Source organism: Neptuniibacter caesariensis (assembly GCF_000153345.1).
GTDB classification, from domain to species: Bacteria; Pseudomonadota; Gammaproteobacteria; order Pseudomonadales; family Balneatricaceae; genus Neptuniibacter; species Neptuniibacter caesariensis.
Window position 1 is genome coordinate 574,963 of sequence record NZ_CH724126.1, and the last position, 15,812, is coordinate 590,774.

General features: G+C 47.5%; 17 protein-coding genes. 2 read left to right on the forward strand and 15 right to left on the reverse strand.

What is annotated here, in order from left to right:
- Position 1 precedes the first annotated feature (1 nt).
- From MED92_RS12365 to MED92_RS12405, 9 genes are all read right to left on the reverse strand, one after another.
- Complete coding sequence (locus MED92_RS12365; protein ID WP_007021888.1) at positions 2-1,867, reverse strand: methyl-accepting chemotaxis protein; 1,866 nt, start codon at positions 1,865-1,867, stop codon at positions 2-4.
- A 109-nt stretch (positions 1,868-1,976) separates the two neighbouring features.
- Positions 1,977-3,119: a radical SAM family heme chaperone HemW gene (gene hemW, locus MED92_RS12370; RefSeq protein ID WP_007021889.1), complete on the reverse strand. Its 1,143-nt coding sequence runs from the start codon at positions 3,117-3,119 to the stop codon at positions 1,977-1,979.
- 4 nt (positions 3,120-3,123) lie between these two features.
- Positions 3,124-3,726: an RdgB/HAM1 family non-canonical purine NTP pyrophosphatase gene (gene rdgB, locus MED92_RS12375; protein WP_007021890.1), complete on the reverse strand. Its 603-nt coding sequence runs from the start codon at positions 3,724-3,726 to the stop codon at positions 3,124-3,126.
- Positions 3,727-3,788: 62 nt separating this feature from the next.
- A complete protein-coding gene (locus MED92_RS12380; RefSeq protein WP_007021891.1) occupies positions 3,789-4,238 on the reverse strand; it encodes a DUF4426 domain-containing protein in 450 nt (149 codons plus the stop codon).
- Positions 4,239-4,250: 12 nt separating this feature from the next.
- On the reverse strand, positions 4,251-4,841 hold the full coding sequence (metW, locus tag MED92_RS12385) for a methionine biosynthesis protein MetW (RefSeq protein WP_007021892.1): 591 nt from the start codon (positions 4,839-4,841) through the stop codon (positions 4,251-4,253).
- Entirely contained in the window at positions 4,841-6,010 is a 1,170-nt protein-coding gene (gene metX / locus MED92_RS12390; protein ID WP_007021893.1) for a homoserine O-succinyltransferase MetX, read from the reverse strand. Before metX ends, metW begins: the two co-directional genes overlap by 1 nt.
- Before the next feature lie 328 nt (positions 6,011-6,338).
- A complete protein-coding gene (locus MED92_RS12395; RefSeq protein WP_007021894.1) occupies positions 6,339-6,884 on the reverse strand; it encodes a YggT family protein in 546 nt (181 codons plus the stop codon).
- Between the two features lie 99 nt (positions 6,885-6,983).
- Complete coding sequence (gene proC / locus MED92_RS12400; RefSeq protein WP_007021895.1) at positions 6,984-7,811, reverse strand: pyrroline-5-carboxylate reductase; 828 nt, start codon at positions 7,809-7,811, stop codon at positions 6,984-6,986.
- Between the two features lie 10 nt (positions 7,812-7,821).
- Complete coding sequence (locus MED92_RS12405) at positions 7,822-8,532, reverse strand: YggS family pyridoxal phosphate-dependent enzyme (protein WP_007021896.1); 711 nt, start codon at positions 8,530-8,532, stop codon at positions 7,822-7,824.
- A 93-nt stretch (positions 8,533-8,625) separates the two neighbouring features.
- Here MED92_RS12405 and MED92_RS12410 point away from each other — a divergent pair, with 93 nt between their 5' ends.
- Entirely contained in the window at positions 8,626-9,660 is a 1,035-nt protein-coding gene (locus tag MED92_RS12410) for a type IV pilus twitching motility protein PilT (RefSeq protein ID WP_007021897.1), read from the forward strand.
- A gap of 20 nt (positions 9,661-9,680) precedes the next feature.
- Positions 9,681-10,847 carry a PilT/PilU family type 4a pilus ATPase gene (locus tag MED92_RS12415; protein ID WP_007021898.1) on the forward strand — a complete coding sequence of 389 codons (1,167 nt, stop codon included), beginning with the start codon at positions 9,681-9,683 and terminating at the stop codon, positions 10,845-10,847.
- A gap of 63 nt (positions 10,848-10,910) precedes the next feature.
- On the opposite strand, the gene MED92_RS12420 is transcribed toward MED92_RS12415, so the two are convergent.
- From MED92_RS12420 to MED92_RS12445, 6 genes are read right to left on the reverse strand one after another with little or no spacing between them, the layout of a single operon-like run.
- Positions 10,911-12,191 carry a dihydroorotase gene (locus MED92_RS12420; protein ID WP_007021899.1) on the reverse strand — a complete coding sequence of 427 codons (1,281 nt, stop codon included), beginning with the start codon at positions 12,189-12,191 and terminating at the stop codon, positions 10,911-10,913.
- A 14-nt stretch (positions 12,192-12,205) separates the two neighbouring features.
- Positions 12,206-13,198 carry an aspartate carbamoyltransferase catalytic subunit gene (locus tag MED92_RS12425; RefSeq protein WP_007021900.1) on the reverse strand — a complete coding sequence of 331 codons (993 nt, stop codon included), beginning with the start codon at positions 13,196-13,198 and terminating at the stop codon, positions 12,206-12,208.
- An 8-nt stretch (positions 13,199-13,206) separates the two neighbouring features.
- Positions 13,207-13,722, reverse strand: a complete 516-nt coding sequence (gene pyrR / locus MED92_RS12430; protein ID WP_007021901.1) for a bifunctional pyr operon transcriptional regulator/uracil phosphoribosyltransferase PyrR — start codon at positions 13,720-13,722, stop codon at positions 13,207-13,209.
- Complete coding sequence (gene ruvX, locus MED92_RS12435) at positions 13,703-14,179, reverse strand: Holliday junction resolvase RuvX (protein ID WP_007021902.1); 477 nt, start codon at positions 14,177-14,179, stop codon at positions 13,703-13,705. Before ruvX ends, pyrR begins: the two co-directional genes overlap by 20 nt.
- A gap of 50 nt (positions 14,180-14,229) precedes the next feature.
- On the reverse strand, positions 14,230-14,802 hold the full coding sequence (locus MED92_RS12440; RefSeq protein ID WP_040662667.1) for a YqgE/AlgH family protein: 573 nt from the start codon (positions 14,800-14,802) through the stop codon (positions 14,230-14,232).
- A 36-nt stretch (positions 14,803-14,838) separates the two neighbouring features.
- The gene (locus MED92_RS12445) at positions 14,839-15,792 is read right to left on the reverse strand and encodes an energy transducer TonB (RefSeq protein WP_007021904.1); all 954 of its coding nucleotides are present in this window, start codon (positions 15,790-15,792) and stop codon (positions 14,839-14,841) included.
- Positions 15,793-15,812 lie beyond the last annotated feature (20 nt).

Below are 15,812 nucleotides of genomic sequence, written 5' to 3' on the forward strand. Positions count from 1 at the left end.
ATCAGTGCACTTTGAACTGGCTGACAATCTGCTGTAAGTAAGCGGCTTGTTTCGCGACCTCTTCACTGGCCTCAGCATTCTGCCCAACCTGTACGCTCGCAGTTTCAACAATCCCCTGAATACGTTCAGCATTGTGATTGATTTCACCTGCAACCGCTGTTTGTTCCTCTACAGCAGCAGCTACCTGCGTGGTCATATCCACGATGTGAGTCGCATCCTGCATGATCTGATCTAGTGCACTAATACTGCCGGACGCTTCTTCAGCACTTTTATTACTCAGTTCTACGCTGCGATGCATCTGGTGAGCGACTTTGCCGGTTTGATCCTGAAGGTCGTTGATCATTACTTCAATTTCGGCGGCTGACTCCTGGCTGCGTCCAGCCAATCCTCGCACTTCATCAGCTACCACTGAAAACCCCCGGCCATGATCGCCGGCGCGTGCAGCCTCTATCGACGCATTCAACGCCAGCAGGTTAGTTTGTTCTGCGATCTCTTTAATCACATCCAGTACGGTGCCGATTTTGGTGCTGTTCTCTTCCAGAAGGTTTACTGCACCGGCACTTTCCTGTGCATCTTTCGCCAGATTGTTGATGTTGTTAATTGCCATACCGATGATGCGTTGTCCTTCACCTGCACTGGATTGTGAATTGTTCGCTGTTTGTGCGGTTAGGTCAGTGTTGTGTGATATTTCGTGCATGGCACTTTCCATCTCACGAACTGCGGCGGAGACCTGAATTACCTCTGCTTTTTGCTCTTCTAGACCCTGAGATGTATCCACTGCGATAGAAGAGACCTGTTCGGCAGCAGCGCTCAATTGGATAGAGGATTTATTAACCTGGTCCAACATTTTCTGGAATTCACCCATCATGCTGTTAAAGCTGTCCCCCATCGCACTGAGCTCATCGTTCGAGGTGACTTCATAGCGAAGTGACAGGTCTTTCTTGTCTTTTGCATCACCCATAACGTTTTTTAGGTTATTCAGGCGCGTTACGATATTTCTTGCAATCCAGAAAGCGATTGCACAAACGATCGCGGCAATAATGAGCGCTTTAATGGAAGCGAAGAGTAAAATCGATGTAATTTCCGTATCCAGGATCTGACCGATCTCTTCAGATTGCTCTTTCAAAAGTGTCTCTGACTCATGAATAGTCTTGCGCATCTCACCTAGCAGGCCTTTTTTGCTATCCAAACCAAGCTTTTCATAATTACTGATCAAGGTTAGGAAGCCAGTCCGGTATACATTCAGGAGATCTTTGGTTTCTTGCGCGACTGAGCTATCAAAGATCAGGTTATCGACATCCTGAATCAGTTTGCTGAAGTTCTTTTCGTATTTTTCCCGGTATTTAAGATCTTTGCGAATCAGAAAGTCTTTCTCGTTGCGTCTTAATTGCAGGATATCGGCGAGTAATTGGTAGTTTTTCTGTTCTTTTACTTTTGATTCCGCTCCATGCACAGCCTTTCGCAGATTGCCCCGTAAGCCTTTTTCATGGGTTAAACCAATCTCTTCTTTGAGTTTTACTAACTGGTGAAATTTATCCGCATAATTACTGATTACGCCATGAAGAGCTGCGGTTTTCTCGCTGTGAATATTACTTTCAGCAAGGAGCTCTTCTAAACGGGTTATCTGGTTTTGAAAGTTGGCTTCGGTGGCATCAAACTTTTGTAGATATTTAAGATCATCTCTGGCTAGGAAGTCCTTCTCATGGCGGCGTAAAAGTAACATGCTACTTTCAAGATTACTGACTTCTGTTTCAGCGTTTTTAAGTGCGCTGACACTCTGCAGGGCAAAGTGCAGAAGCCCATACATAGTGGCAATGGCAATCAGAATAAACAGAATAAGCGCAGACAGCTTCGCTTTTATCGTCATTGGAAAGCTTCCTTTGAACTATATGGTTTTAAGCATCCGTTCTTAGATAATTAACTTCCTGTTCTATATAAGTTAGTTCAAATATCGCAGCTTAAAAGTGAATCTGACGTTAATGTAGGAAAAGTGATAGGAGGTCGTTTAAAAAAAGCCTTCCATGCTGAGTGGGGGCCAGTCTGTCGGTGCCTTTTTCAAGTAAGCCTTTGCCGCGCGCATTATCAAGTAATGCTGAAACGTCAGTTAACGGCAGGCCTGTCCTCTCGGCGAAGAGTTCAACTGGAACACCGTGATAAAGTCTGAGGGCATTCATCATAAATTCAAATGCACGCTCTTCCCTGGTGATAGGTTGATCGCCCGTCAATCGCGTGGTTGACTGCATATAGGCTTTGGGTTGTTTTTGCTTCCAGCGGCGGATGATACGGTCTTCATCGGGCAATGTTATTTTGCCATGTGCTCCCGCCCCGATGCCGATATAGTCCCCGAAGCTCCAGTAGTTGAGATTGTGGCGGGATTTAAACTGTTCGCCTTTAGCGTAAGCGGAGATCTCATATTGCGCTAATAGGTGGTCCGCCAGGAGCTGTTGACCTTGTTCCTGGATGCCCCACAAGGTTTCATCTACAGGGAGTGACGGAGATTTAGAGTAGAACTCAGTATTGGGTTCGATCGTCAGCTGATACCAGGAGAGGTGATCAGGGTCTAAATCGATCGCTTGTTGAAGGTCAGCAATAGCGTCGGTTTCGGACTGACTAGGCAGCCCGTGCATCAAATCGAGATTTAATCGGGGAAAAATCTCTCGAGCTAATGTGGCTGCTCGAACCGCCTCGTCTGATGAATGAATACGGCCCAGGGCTTGTAGGTGGTTATTATTAAAGCTCTGAATACCGATTGATAATCTGTTAATCCCGGCATCTTTGTAGCCTATGAACTTTTCTTGCTCAAAGGTCCCAGGGTTGGCTTCAAGCGTGATCTCTGCATCCCGCTCGATAGGAATGATTGCGTTGATACCCAGCAGGAGCCTTTTAAAACTGTCTGCCTGGAACAGGCTGGGGGTGCCGCCACCGATAAAAATGCTCTGAATGGTTCTGCCCTGAGCAAAGTGAAGTTCACTTCGCAGATCTTCAAGCAGACATTCAATGTAGGCCTGTTCTGGGAGCTCTCCACGCTGTGCATGGGAGTTAAAATCACAGTATGGGCATTTACGAATGCACCAAGGTACATGAATGTAGAGTGAGAGTGGCGGTAGTTGCAGGCTCATCGTCTTACTTTAAATAGGGGGCAATGGCACGTTTTAGTTCAGCTACGGCCTGGCCGCGGTGACTTAAACGGTTTTTCTGCTCAGGTGATAATCCAGCAGAGGTGATATTCAGTTCCGGAACCCAAAATAATGGGTCGTAACCAAAGCCGTTTTGCCCTGATGCTTCCTCAACGATGCGTCCTTCCCAGGTCCCCTGACAGATCAGCGGAGTTGGATCATTGGCATGACGCATAAACACAAGAACACAGCGGAATCGCGCTGTACGTTGCTCAGCAGGCAGGCCGCTAAGCTTTTCAAGAAGCAGGGTATTGTTTTTCTCATCGGTTGCTCCTTCACCTGAAAAGCGGGCAGAGTAGATGCCTGGTGCGCCCTTGAGAGCGTCAACCTCAAGACCAGAATCATCCGCCAATGCAGGAAGACCTGTTATTTCAGCTGCGTGACGCGCTTTAATAATTGCATTTTCGACAAAACTTAGGCCGGTTTCATCGGCATCCGATACCTGAAACTCTGATTGAGGTAATACTTCCACCCCTAGGTCAGCTAAGACTTCATTGAACTCTTTAAGCTTGCCTTTATTACCGCTGGCTAAAACAATTTTTTTACTCATCGTTATTCCGTAATAACAAAAAAGGCGCACCACGAGTGCGCCTTAGTGGTCGAGAAATAGTTTTATTCTTCGTAAAACTTCTGCTCAAACTTAATGGTGTACGGTGGTTTATTAGGATCAGGCTGGACATCCAGTGCCAGGCGAAGCACCTGATCATCTGTAAAACCAAACTGGCCCAGATAGTAGATCGCTGTACCCTCATCCACCTTTTTGAAGTTGATATCCTGAGATTGCTGGATCAGGTTGGTTGCTTTACCTTTTACTGTCGCAGTCACCGCTTTTTTAGTGTCACCTTCAACTTTCAGTACGGAAACATTCACCAGTGCACGGCGCTTACTGCGCTGAACGCCAACGTTTTTGGCGACATCGGGCTTGATAAAGGTGCTGTTAAAAGCGATGTAGTGTATTTCGTAATCGCCATAGGCCACATACTGCTCAGCAAGCAGTGGCTGGCTGATCATAGCCAGGCATGAAACAACAGCGGCTGACATCCAACGGAAGACTTTATTCATGGTCAACCTCACTTATTTTGTTATCCGGTAGATAGCAATTTCACCCAGCATGTTGGGCCACAGGTGAATCCACCACCGGTGTTGGTGCTCATTATCCACAACGGTACGTTCCATAATGTAGATATTCCTTTCTACGCAAAGTCGCTCAAAGTCCTTAAACGTACAGAAATGGGTATTTGGTGTGTTATACCAAGTATAGGGCAGGAACTTGGATACCGGCATCTTACCGCGAAACGCCAGATAACCCCGGGCACGCCAATGGCCGAAGTTAGGGAAGGTGACGATGCACTCTTTGCCTATTCTAAGCATCTCGTCGACAATTTCGTCAGGGCGCATCATGATCTGGATGGCCTGGGTCATGATGACGGTATCGAATGTATTGTCTTTTATCGATGCGAGGCCCTCTTCAATGTCTTTCTCAATGACATTGACGCCTTTGCGGATACACTCAGTGATATTCTCAGGGCCGATTTCCAGTCCGTAGCCGGTGGTTTTTTTCTCAGCTTGCAGGTAATGCATCAGCTCGCCGTCACCACAGCAGAGGTCAAGTACACGCTTTCCTGGTTCTACCCAGTCTTTAATCAATTCCAGATCAGCACGCATTATGCATTTCCTCCGAAGAATACAGCTTTAGTATCCGCTTCAACTTGCTGCATATACGCCGAAAATACATCCAGGTAGCGGGGAATGGGGATTAGGAATGCATCGTGCCCGTGAGCGGCTTCGATCTCTGCATAGGATACCTGTCGGTCAGCTTCTACCAAAGCATCGACGATCTCTTGTGATCGTTCAGGTGAAAAACGCCAATCGGTGGTAAAAGAGATCACCATGAATTTCGCTTTAGCTTTTTCCAATATGCCAGACAGATTACCATCGGCATCTGCAGCTGGATCAAAATAATCCAAAGCTTTGGTCATCAGCAGATAGGTGTTTGCGTCAAATGCAGTGGAGAAACGCTCACCCTGGTAGCGCAGATAAGATTCGATTTCGAATTGCGGCGTAAAATCATAGCTGATCTGTCCGGAACGAAGCTCTCGGCCAAATTTGTTGCGCATACCATCATCTGATAGATAAGTAATATGACCCAGCATTCGGGCCAGCATCAGGCCTACCTTGGGCACTTCATCCTTTTCATAGTAGTGACCATTGTAGAACTGGGAATCCTGGCTGATCGCCTGACGGGCGACCTCGTTAAAGGCGATGTTTTGCGCCGAAAGCTTCGGAGCCGCAGCGATAACCATGCAATGACGCAGGCGGTCAGGGTAGTTAATTGACCACTGGAGGGCTTGCATGCCGCCTAAGCTGCCACCAATGATCGCCGCGAACTGTTCAATGCCAAAATAATCTGCCAGGCGTGCCTGGCTTTCTACCCAGTCATTAACGGTAACAATAGGGAAATCGGGGCCGTAGGGTTTGCCCGTTTCTGGATTTATCTGGTTCGGACCACTAGAGCCATGACAGCCACCAAGGTTGTTCAGGCCAATAACAAAGAATTTATTGGTATCAATGGCTTTGCCCGGGCCAATTGCTGAATCCCACCAGCCAGGCTTTTTGTCTTCCATGCTGTGGTAGCCCGCAACATGATGGTTGCCAGATAATGCATGGCAGATCAGTACGGCGTTAGAGCAGTTCTCATTAAGCTCACCATAGGTTTCAACCATCAGGTGATATTGCTCAAGCGTGCGCCCACACTGCAGCTTAAGTGGTTCGGAAAATTCTATTTTCTGTGGTTCTACGATTCCGACTGAATCGTCAGGGATAACATCAGGCATTGCTTGTCTCGACTCAAAAAAGAATAAACAGATAAAGTGCGCAAAGCGCAGACAGAGTCGAGCTTCACATCTCGTAAAAGATGAGTACGCAACCAAGAGAGAGTAATGTACGTTCTGTCACGTTGGGCGGTCTCAATAATCAATGCTTAGGGTATGTATTAACGCACAGCCTATATCAACGGCATTCGGTCCGTTAGCCTGTAAAGGACAATAGTAACCGTATTTTCTGCTACGCCAAATAGTTTCCTGAGAAAAATTATCTAATCGAGCCAGTGAGAATGACTATCTGGCAGCTCAGAGAGGCTCTGGCTGTCAGATAGTGAAAGAGTCAGACTACAAAGGCTTTCAATTGTGACTGGATGATTTGTATCACAATAAAGATAAGAATGGGTGATAGGTCTAGTCCGCCAATCGGTGGAATCACCTTACGGGCTAAAGCGAAAATCGGTTCGGTGATCTGCTGAATCAGCTGAGGTCCAGGATGGTAGCTGCCAGGGGCTACCCAACTGATAATCACTGAGCCGAGTACTGCCCAAAAATAGATTGTCAGTATTGCATCGATAACGCCAATGACAGCGTAGAGCAAAACGGCTAGTAAGTTAGGTAACGCGTGCCCGGCAAAGAGAAAGAGCAGTATTATCACTGCAAACTTGATAACGATAGCGTAAAGCAAAGCTGAAAGATCCAACTTCCCTATGCGGGGAACCGCCCGGCTAATTGCAACAACCGGAACGTTAGTGATTCTGGCAATTGCCTGAGATATAGGGTTGTAATAGTCAGCATGGGCCATCTGCAGGAGGAAACGCATAATAACGATAAATGCGTACATCTCACCCAACGTGCGGATAATCAGAATGATTGGATCCTGTGCCATAACATTTCCTAAGTGAATGAACTGATAGTGAAAAAGGTTCAACTTTAAAAACAGTATAGTGCCTTGAACAAAGCAGTTGAACCTAAGTCTGTTACGAGATTAAGCGTCGCCTAGTTCTTTTGCTAATTCTTCGGAGCGGTCATTACAAGCCTGCAGCGCTTTTTCAAAGGTTGCTGGCAAACCTTCATCCATAAATGTCTTAATTGCCTGCTCTGTTGTTCCGTTAGGTGAGGTTACCCGACGGCGCAACTCTGCTGGGTCAACATCGCTGGATGATGCCATTTGAGCTGCCCCCAAAGCGGTTTGCAATGTTAGCTTAGTGGCGACCTCTTCGGATAAGCCCAGCTTTTTGCCCGCTTGGATCATAGATTCCATCACCAGGAAATAGTAAGCAGGGCCTGATCCGGATACGGCAGTCACTGCGTCTAGTTGTGACTCCTCGTCGACCCAAAGGGTAATTCCCGTTGCCTTGAGGATAGTTTCAGCAGCGGAACGTTGTTCATCAGATACCTGGCTGTTTGCGTACAAACCACTCGCGCCTGTGCCTACCAGAGCCGGTGTATTTGGCATGCAGCGGACGATAGCGGTGTTACCTCCCAGCCAACGATCGATACTGGTAGATAAAATGCCTGCAGCGACTGAAATAATGACGGGCTGTTTTGCCTGGACCGCATCTTTCATCGCTTCGGTGACCGGTTTAAGAACCTGCGGTTTCACCGCAAGTATTACCGCGTCGGCGGCCATCACTGCCTGGTTATTATCCGTTGTGGTCTGCAAACCTTGAACTTTTAAGTCTGATAAACGTTCTGCATCGGGTTCACTGGCCCAGATCTTATTTGCAGGGTAGCCGTTGCTAATCAGACCACCAATGATTGCCCGAGCCATATTGCCCGCGCCGATAAATGCTAATACAGGTTGTTTATCCACAGGTCATTCCTTAGTGGTTGTCTGAAGAGGCTATTTTGGGGGGACGAGGACCAAATATGGCTGTGCCCACTCTAACAATGGTTGATCCGGCAGAAATGGCTTCATTCATATCACCAGACATTCCCATTGATAATGTATCTAACTGAGGGTGGCTTTGCTGTAATTCAAGTTGCAGTAAACGCATTTTCTGAAATGCTTCGGCCTGCTCTTTTGGGTCTGAGCTGGCTTTAGGGATCGCCATCAAACCACGTAAGCTGATGTTCGGAAGTTGACTGATCTGATCCGCAAGTTCAGCTACCTGCTCAGGGGAGCAACCAGACTTAGAGTCTTCGTTGCTGATATTTACCTGAATGCAGATATTTAACGGCGCCAGTTGCTCAGGACGTTGTGCAGACAGACGTTGGGCTATTTTCAGCCGATCAACTGTATGCATCCAATCAAAGTTCTCAGCGACAGTTCGTGTCTTGTTGGATTGCAGAGGCCCGATAAAATGCCAGCATATATCTAGATCGCTAAGTGACTGAATCTTCTCAAGACTTTCCTGAAGATAGTTTTCACCGAAATGGCGCTGGCCTTCTTCATAGGCGCTACGAAGATCATCAGCAGGTCGGGTTTTGCTGACCGCGAGTAGGGTTATCTCATTCGATTGTCTATTGCTCTGAACGGCGGTGTCTGCGATTTGCTGCCGCACTTTTTCCAGATTCTTTGCTATGCTTGACATATATTTTGTGACCTAAGCAATTGGATTGTAACCCGTATTCTGCTAGAACTTACCTATACTCTAATATAAGCAGTGACGGTTTACAGGAACGCTATGGATATTACCGAACTTTTATCATTTACCGTACAGCAAGGCGCGTCTGATTTGCATATTTCTGCAGGTATGCCGCCGATCATCCGTGTTGATGGTGACGTACGACGTATTAAACTCCCGTCACTGGATCATAAACAGGTACACACACTTGTTTATGACATTATGAATGACAAGCAGCGTAAAGAGTATGAGGATGTGCTCGAAACTGACTTTTCATTTGAGGTGCCGGGGCTCGCGCGTTTTCGTGTTAACGCATTCAATCAGAACCGCGGTGCTGGTGCAGTTTTTCGTACCATCCCGAGTAAAGTACTGACTCTTGATGATCTGGATATGGGTAAAGTATTCAGAGACCTTTCTGAAAAGCCCCGAGGTCTTGTGTTGGTCACGGGGCCTACGGGTTCAGGTAAAAGTACCACGCTTGCGGCGATGGTCGATTACATCAATGATACCCGCTCTGATCATATCCTTACCATTGAAGATCCAATCGAATTTGTCCATGAAAGTAAGAAGTGTCTGGTGAACCAGCGTGAGGTTCACAGGGATACCCACAGCTTTGCGAATGCATTGCGTTCAGCGCTTCGTGAAGATCCGGATATTATTCTGGTGGGCGAGATGCGAGATCTGGAAACCATTCGTCTGGCGCTGACTGCCGCTGAAACAGGTCACTTAGTATTTGGTACTCTGCATACCACATCTGCCGCGAAAACAATTGACCGTGTTATAGACGTATTCCCAGCCGCTGAGAAGGATATGGTCCGTTCGATGCTATCCGAGTCACTCATGGGAGTTATTTCTCAGACACTTTTGAAAAAACCTAAAGGTGGTCGAGTCGCAGCCCATGAAATCATGATAGGTACACCGGCTATCCGTAACCTGATTCGTGAAGATAAGGTCGCACAGATGTATTCTGCGATTCAAACAGGTGCTTCATTTGGTATGAAAACGTTGGATCAGTCCCTCCAGGAACTGCTTCATAAGGGCTTGATCTCTCGGGAAACTGCAAGAGAAAGGGCTGCAAACCCTCAGCAGTTCTAAACCGGGTTTAGGAGAATAGCGTGGATTTTACGCAACTTTTAAAAGTTATGGTTGAAAGGGACGCATCAGACCTGTTCGTAACAGCTGGTGCTCGACCAACAATTAAGGTTGACGGTACTTTAAAACCGTTGACGAAAGATACGCTGAAACCATCCCAGGCTAGGGCTCTGGTATACAGCACCATGAATGATAAACAGTTGGCAGAGTTCGAAAGCACCCATGAGTGTAACTTTGCTATCAGTGCGCCAGGTTTAGGTCGTTTTCGTGTGTCGGCTTTCTTTCAGCGTAACTCAGCGGGTATGGTGTTGAGGAAGATTAACAACCATATTCCGAGCCTCGAAGAGCTGAACCTTCCGCCGATCCTGCGTGATCTGTCGATGACTAAACGAGGGCTGATATTATTTGTGGGTGGTACCTCTACAGGTAAATCGACTTCATTAGCGTCGATGATCGACTACCGAAACAGCAATCATCGTGGTCATATCATTACGATTGAAGACCCGATTGAGTATATCCACGAACATAAGCAAAGTATCATCACCCAGCGTGAAGTGGGTTTAGATACTGATTCATTTGATGTGGCATTGAAAAACACCCTGCGTCAGGCGCCGGATGTGATTCTAATGGGTGAGATTCGTACCCGTGAAACTATGCAGCACGGTATCGTGTTTGCTGAAACGGGACACCTTACATTGGCGACCTTGCACGCAAACAACGCAAACCAGGCGTTGGATCGTGTTATTAGTTTCTTCCCACCTGAGCACCATGATCAGCTATGGATGGATCTCTCGCTTAACCTTAAAGCGATCATTGCCCAGCAGTTACTCCCGACAAAAGATGGTAAGGGGCGTCGTGCTGCGATTGAAGTGTTGATTAATACTCCATTGATTCAGGATCTTATCCGTAAAGGTGAAGTTCATGAGATTAAAGACGTGGTCAAGAAATCGACAAACTTAGGAATGCAGACCTTCGACCAGTCACTGTTCGGGCTCTATAAAGATGGTGTGATCACTTATGATGTGGCCCTGGCTCATGCGGATTCACCGAATGACCTGCGATTGATGATCAAGCTAAGTGCTGATACTAACCCAGAGTTAGCGATGGATGAGGATACCCAGTCATTCCACCTGCAGGATGAAGAAGACTATTTACATAACGAAGGGAATGCGAACGTTTCGGGTATGTAAGTCTGGATTATTGGAAGATAAAAAAACCGTGGTAAATACCACGGTTTTTTTATTTCAAAATGGTTAGTCTTCTAACTGGTAGACGACCTTGCCTTTAAAGAGTGTGGTGCAGACTCTGCCTTTAAGCGGGTAGTCCATAAACGGTGTGTTCTTTCCACGAGAATGGCAGGTTTCAGCATTAAGCGCCCATTCCATTTCCTGGTCGAAAATAGCAATGTTTGCAGGTTTGCCTACTGTCAGAGTACCTGTCTCCAGCCCAAGAATTTCTGCAGGTGCAGACGTTAGTTTCTCGATCAGTTGTGGAAGCTCAAGCATGTTTTGCTCAACCAGAATCAAGGTCAATGAAAGCAAAGTTTCAAGGCCGATCATACCGGACTCGGTATCCGCAAAGGGGGCTTCTTTGGCGGCTCTTTCGTGTGGCTGGTGGTCTGAGCAGATCGCCTGAATAGTGCCGCTAAGTAAACCTTGGATCAGTCCTGCTCTGTCCAGTTGGCTGCGCAACGGTGGAATCAGATGGAAGTCATTGTTGAAGCCATTAACGTTTTCGTCTGTTAGCAGTAGGTTCTGAATAGAGACATCTGCTGTAACTGGAAGACCACGCTCCCGCGCTTCGGAGATCATTCTCACTGAGCGCTCACATGATAGCTGACCAAAATGGGCACGAACACCCGTTTGCTCTGCCATGAGCAGGCAACGAGCTACCTCGATAGTTTCTGCCGACTCCGGAATGCCATTTAGCCCAAGGCGGGTGCATGTGCTACCGTCATGCATGCTGCCACCTTTAGCAAGTGCTTCATCCTGCGCTTGAAAGACGACTAAAAGGTCATGCGTCGCTGCATATTCAAGACAACGCATCAGAATAAGTGAATTGGCTACAGGCTTTCGGCAGTTGCTGAAGGCAACGCAGCCGGAAGACGCTAAGGCTGCCATTGGCGCAAGCTGCTCGCCATCCAGCCCTTTGGTCAGGGCTCCCATCGGCAGGATCTGCATTTTCCCTGCTTCTTCGCAACGATCCTTAATAAGCTCGGCAACGGCGGAAGTATCAATGACCGGGGCCGTAGTAGGTGGCGTCATAAGTGTGGTAACCCCACCTGCCACTGCTGCATCTGATTCGGTTTTAATAGAGCCTTTTTGTGAAGGGCCAGGTTCACAGGTATGTGCTGACAGATCGATAAAGCCGGGGCAAACAACTTTGTTGCTGGCATCAATAATCTGATCTGCACTGAAATTATCTGGGGCTTCGCCAACCGCCAGTATTTTTCCATCGCTGATATACAGGTTGGTAACGTTATCCAATTGATTTGCCGGATCAATAACGCGACCGCCTTGAATAAGAATGTTCATCGTTATTTCTCCTCTTAAAGCTCGTTACCACGGCTTTTCATCTGACCACTCATCGACATGGACATCACCGCCATACGTACAGCGATACCATTAGTCACCTGATCCAGAATCAGCGAACGGTCACCATCCGCAACTGACGAGGCGATCTCAACGCCACGGTTGATGGGGCCTGGGTGCATCACAACTGCATCGGGCTTAGCTAAGCGAAGCTTGTCCATAGTCAGGCCATAAAGCTTATAAAACTCACTCTCGCTCGGTAGTAACGCGGTATTCATGCGTTCTTTCTGTAGGCGTAGCATCATAACTACATCTACATCTTTAATTCCTTCCTGCATATTGGTGAATACTTTGACGCCTAAGGTCTCAATATTGCGAGGAAGCAGGGTATTAGGCGCAATAACCCGAATCTCATTCACGCCAAGTGTGCGAAGTGCGTGAATCTGTGAGCGGGCAACCCTTGAATGGAGAATATCGCCTACGATGGCAACCGTCAGGGGCGCAAAATCGCCTTTTGCCTGGCGGATGGTCAGCATGTCCAGCATCGCCTGGGTTGGATGGGCATGACGACCATCTCCAGCATTGATAACCGCGACATCCGGTGTGACGTGTTCAGCAATAAAATGCGCTGCACCACTACTTGAGTGGCGTACCACAAACATATCTGAATGCATCGCATGCAATGTCATCAGGGTGTCTTTAAGCGTCTCCCCTTTAGAGGTAGAGGAGGTACTGATGTTCAGGTTCAGTACATCGGCCGAGAGGCGCTTAGCCGCCAGTTCAAAAGTTGAGAGAGTACGAGTACTGGCTTCAAAAAACAGGTTAACAACGGTTTTTCCGCGCAGTAGTGGTACCTTCTTGACCTGCTTAGCGCTCATGTCGACGAAAGAGTCAGCAGTGTCGAGAATTTCGGTTAATAGCTCTCTGGAAAGCCCTTCGGTAGTGATAAAGTGCTTTAGTTCGCCTTCTTCAGTGAGTTGAATCTGATTGGGATCCGTTTGCTCAAACATGGGTTAACTCAGCCTTCAGAACGGTTGCGGATTTCCAAAGCCAGCGGCTCTGGACCGGTTAATTTAACAATTTCATTACTGCCAATCGCCAGCGTTCCGCCAATGATATCGGCCTGGATAGGTAGCTCACGTTGTTGCAGATCAAGCAGAGTGACCAAAGTGACGGATGCGGGGCGGCCGAAATCAAATAGCTCGTTCATCGCAGCTCGGATCGTTCTGCCACTCATAATCACATCATCCACCAGAATAATGTGCCTGCCTTCAGTTGTGCATGGCAGTTTTGAAGGCTGTACTTTGGGATTTAGCCCACTCTGGTCAAAGTCATCACGGTGGAACGAGATATCCAAAACCCCTAAAGGGCTATTCAGGTTTAGTTCCTCGTGAAGTTTTTCAGCGAGCCATACGCCACCTGTTCGAATACCAATCATCAGAGGGTCTGGCTTTGTGCCCGAAGTGATTAGTGAACTCAGCTCCTGTTGCATTTTACCTAGCAATGCTTCCGCATTAAGTGTGTTTGAGGTCATACACTTCCTCCAATCGGGTGTGACTAGGAATACGAATGTCGCAGTTAAACCAGCTTTCAAGAATTAGCTGTGCAGCGATCCCATCAACGGATTCCTCTCTAAAGTTATCGCTTCCACCTGAAGCAAAATGAATCTCTTTAGCTTCCGCTGTGGATAATCGTTCATCCATTAAAAAACATGGCGTTTTATACCGTTCATGGAGTCTGTTGGCAAACTTGCGGGCCCGATGGGCCATATCGCTGATTGTGCCATCAGCATTCAGTGGAATGCCGACGACCAAAGCATCGGGTTGCCATTCGGATATTAGCTTGCTGATCTCATCCCAGTTTGGGATGCCATCTTTTGCTATTAGGGGAGTCAGTGGTGAAGCAGTACCAGTGACAGATTGACCAGAAGCTACGCCTATTCTGCGAGTCCCAAAGTCAAAGGCCAGAGCCTGGTTAAAGGTATTATTCATTCAGTGTCAAAGCCTTACGCTAGCATGACTGACATGCCTGGGGTAAGTGCTCAGGCGTGTCCTGGATGGGCCGTCAGTAGGTCGAGATTGATGCCCAATATTGATGCGGCTGCCTGCAAGCGGTCTCCAGCCGGAATGCCGAATAGTATATCCGAATTTGCCGGGCAGCTTAACCAGACATTGTCACTGATTTCCTGTTCAAGTTGACCTGGGCTCCATCCAGCACAACCTAAGGCTATTAGGTATTCGTGTTTGAATCTTCCTTCGGCAGCAGCCTCTATGGCATCAACCGAAGTTGAAAGGAAAATTTCTTCTGCTACGCAATGGCTAGAGGGCCACTCGAAGGGGTCGGAGCTTCTGTGAAGCACATAGCCCCGTTCGGGCTTCACAGGACCGCCACTGAAAATTTCATCCTGTTGATTTTCATTAGAGATACAAGGCAGATTCAGGTGGTCGCAAAGGTCAGATAAAGTGATTCCCACCGGCCGGTTAACGACCAGCCCCATCGCCCCATATTCACTATGATCACAAATATAGGTAACTGTTTGTGAAAAGTGCGGATCATTCAGATGAGGCATAGAGATAAGAAAATGATTACGCAGAGAATAGCTCGGTGACGTCATAAGAGCAGGCTCAGGTTATATGCACTGTATTAACACTTAGTATATGTAGGCCCTTTTCTCAAACTTCCAGGTACGGATTATCTCTAAAACATCCGTACTTTTTCTCATCTCTACAGGGAAGGGCTGGAAGGGGGCCGCAAGCTGAACAATACGTTTAGCAGCGTCATCAAGTACAGGTTTGCCTGAGGACTGAAGGATCTCGATGCTTTTAACTGAACCGTCTGGATAGATTGAAACGAGCAGACGCAAGCTCCCATACATTTTCTTGCGTCGGGCCTCTTCTGGGTAGTTTATATTACCCACGTTCTCAATTTTCTTGCGCCAATTATCCAAATAAAGCGCATCCTCACGCTTTTGGGTCGAGGCGGAGGTTAGCCTTTTAACGCGGGGTTGTTTAGCCATCATCTCTCGATGGCTATCAATCTCTGCCTGTAAGCTGGCAATTTCCAAACTTCGCGCGAGCAGGGAGGTAGTGGGGCGATCCTGGTTTTGCGGTTTGGTTTTCTCTTTTGGTGGCTTTTTGCTGATATCCGCTGTTTTCTGCGCTTTAGGCTTTATGGTGGCAACGGTTTTTGGGCTTTTCGAAGAAGCAGCTTGAGCCTGTTTGGCTGGGGTAGCTGTTTTTTCAGGTTTGCTTGGTAGTTCAGCGGGTGTTGGTGATGGTGGTGTTTGCGCAACCACGGGTTGAGGCAGTTGGGGATTTACTTTGTCATCGCGTAGGGATGATTTTTGTGGCGTTGCGGGTAACAGTTTTTTCTGAGATTCGCCGCTACCTTCCTGGTTAGCCTGGGCAATAAAATCTGCCTTTTTAGGGGCTTTTTCTTGCTGAAACTGAGCAAGGGTGATCTCGATTGTTTTTAGCGGTGGTTTAACGGCTTCTGAGGTAAAGGAGATACCAATAATCGCCACAGCATGTATGGCTGTGGCGAAAAACAGCGTAAAGCCAAATCGCTCTATTGCAGATACTGCAGGTGTCGCAATGCTACTCACGCTGTTATTGTTCCTTGGGG

What these genes read in the sequence shown, in the direction of transcription:
- hemW (WP_007021889.1), bottom strand. Translation starts at nt 3,119, where the DNA reads ATGAGCCTGCAACTACCGCCACTCTCACTCTACATTCATGTACCTTGG.
- MED92_RS12410 (WP_007021897.1), top strand. Translation starts at nt 8,626, where the DNA reads ATGGATATTACCGAACTTTTATCATTTACCGTACAGCAAGGCGCGTCT.
- MED92_RS12365 (WP_007021888.1), bottom strand. Translation starts at nt 1,867, where the DNA reads ATGACGATAAAAGCGAAGCTGTCTGCGCTTATTCTGTTTATTCTGATT.
- MED92_RS12380 (WP_007021891.1), bottom strand. Translation starts at nt 4,238, where the DNA reads ATGAATAAAGTCTTCCGTTGGATGTCAGCCGCTGTTGTTTCATGCCTG.
- metW (WP_007021892.1), bottom strand. Translation starts at nt 4,841, where the DNA reads ATGCGTGCTGATCTGGAATTGATTAAAGACTGGGTAGAACCAGGAAAG.
- MED92_RS12395 (WP_007021894.1), bottom strand. Translation starts at nt 6,884, where the DNA reads ATGGCACAGGATCCAATCATTCTGATTATCCGCACGTTGGGTGAGATG.
- pyrR (WP_007021901.1), bottom strand. Translation starts at nt 13,722, where the DNA reads ATGACCTCAAACACACTTAATGCGGAAGCATTGCTAGGTAAAATGCAA.
- MED92_RS12420 (WP_007021899.1), bottom strand. Translation starts at nt 12,191, where the DNA reads ATGAACATTCTTATTCAAGGCGGTCGCGTTATTGATCCGGCAAATCAA.
- MED92_RS12405 (WP_007021896.1), bottom strand. Translation starts at nt 8,532, where the DNA reads ATGTCAAGCATAGCAAAGAATCTGGAAAAAGTGCGGCAGCAAATCGCA.
- MED92_RS12425 (WP_007021900.1), bottom strand. Translation starts at nt 13,198, where the DNA reads ATGTTTGAGCAAACGGATCCCAATCAGATTCAACTCACTGAAGAAGGC.
- ruvX (WP_007021902.1), bottom strand. Translation starts at nt 14,179, where the DNA reads ATGAATAATACCTTTAACCAGGCTCTGGCCTTTGACTTTGGGACTCGC.
- rdgB (WP_007021890.1), bottom strand. Translation starts at nt 3,726, where the DNA reads ATGAGTAAAAAAATTGTTTTAGCCAGCGGTAATAAAGGCAAGCTTAAA.
- metX (WP_007021893.1), bottom strand. Translation starts at nt 6,010, where the DNA reads ATGCCTGATGTTATCCCTGACGATTCAGTCGGAATCGTAGAACCACAG.
- MED92_RS12440 (WP_040662667.1), bottom strand. Translation starts at nt 14,802, where the DNA reads ATGACGTCACCGAGCTATTCTCTGCGTAATCATTTTCTTATCTCTATG.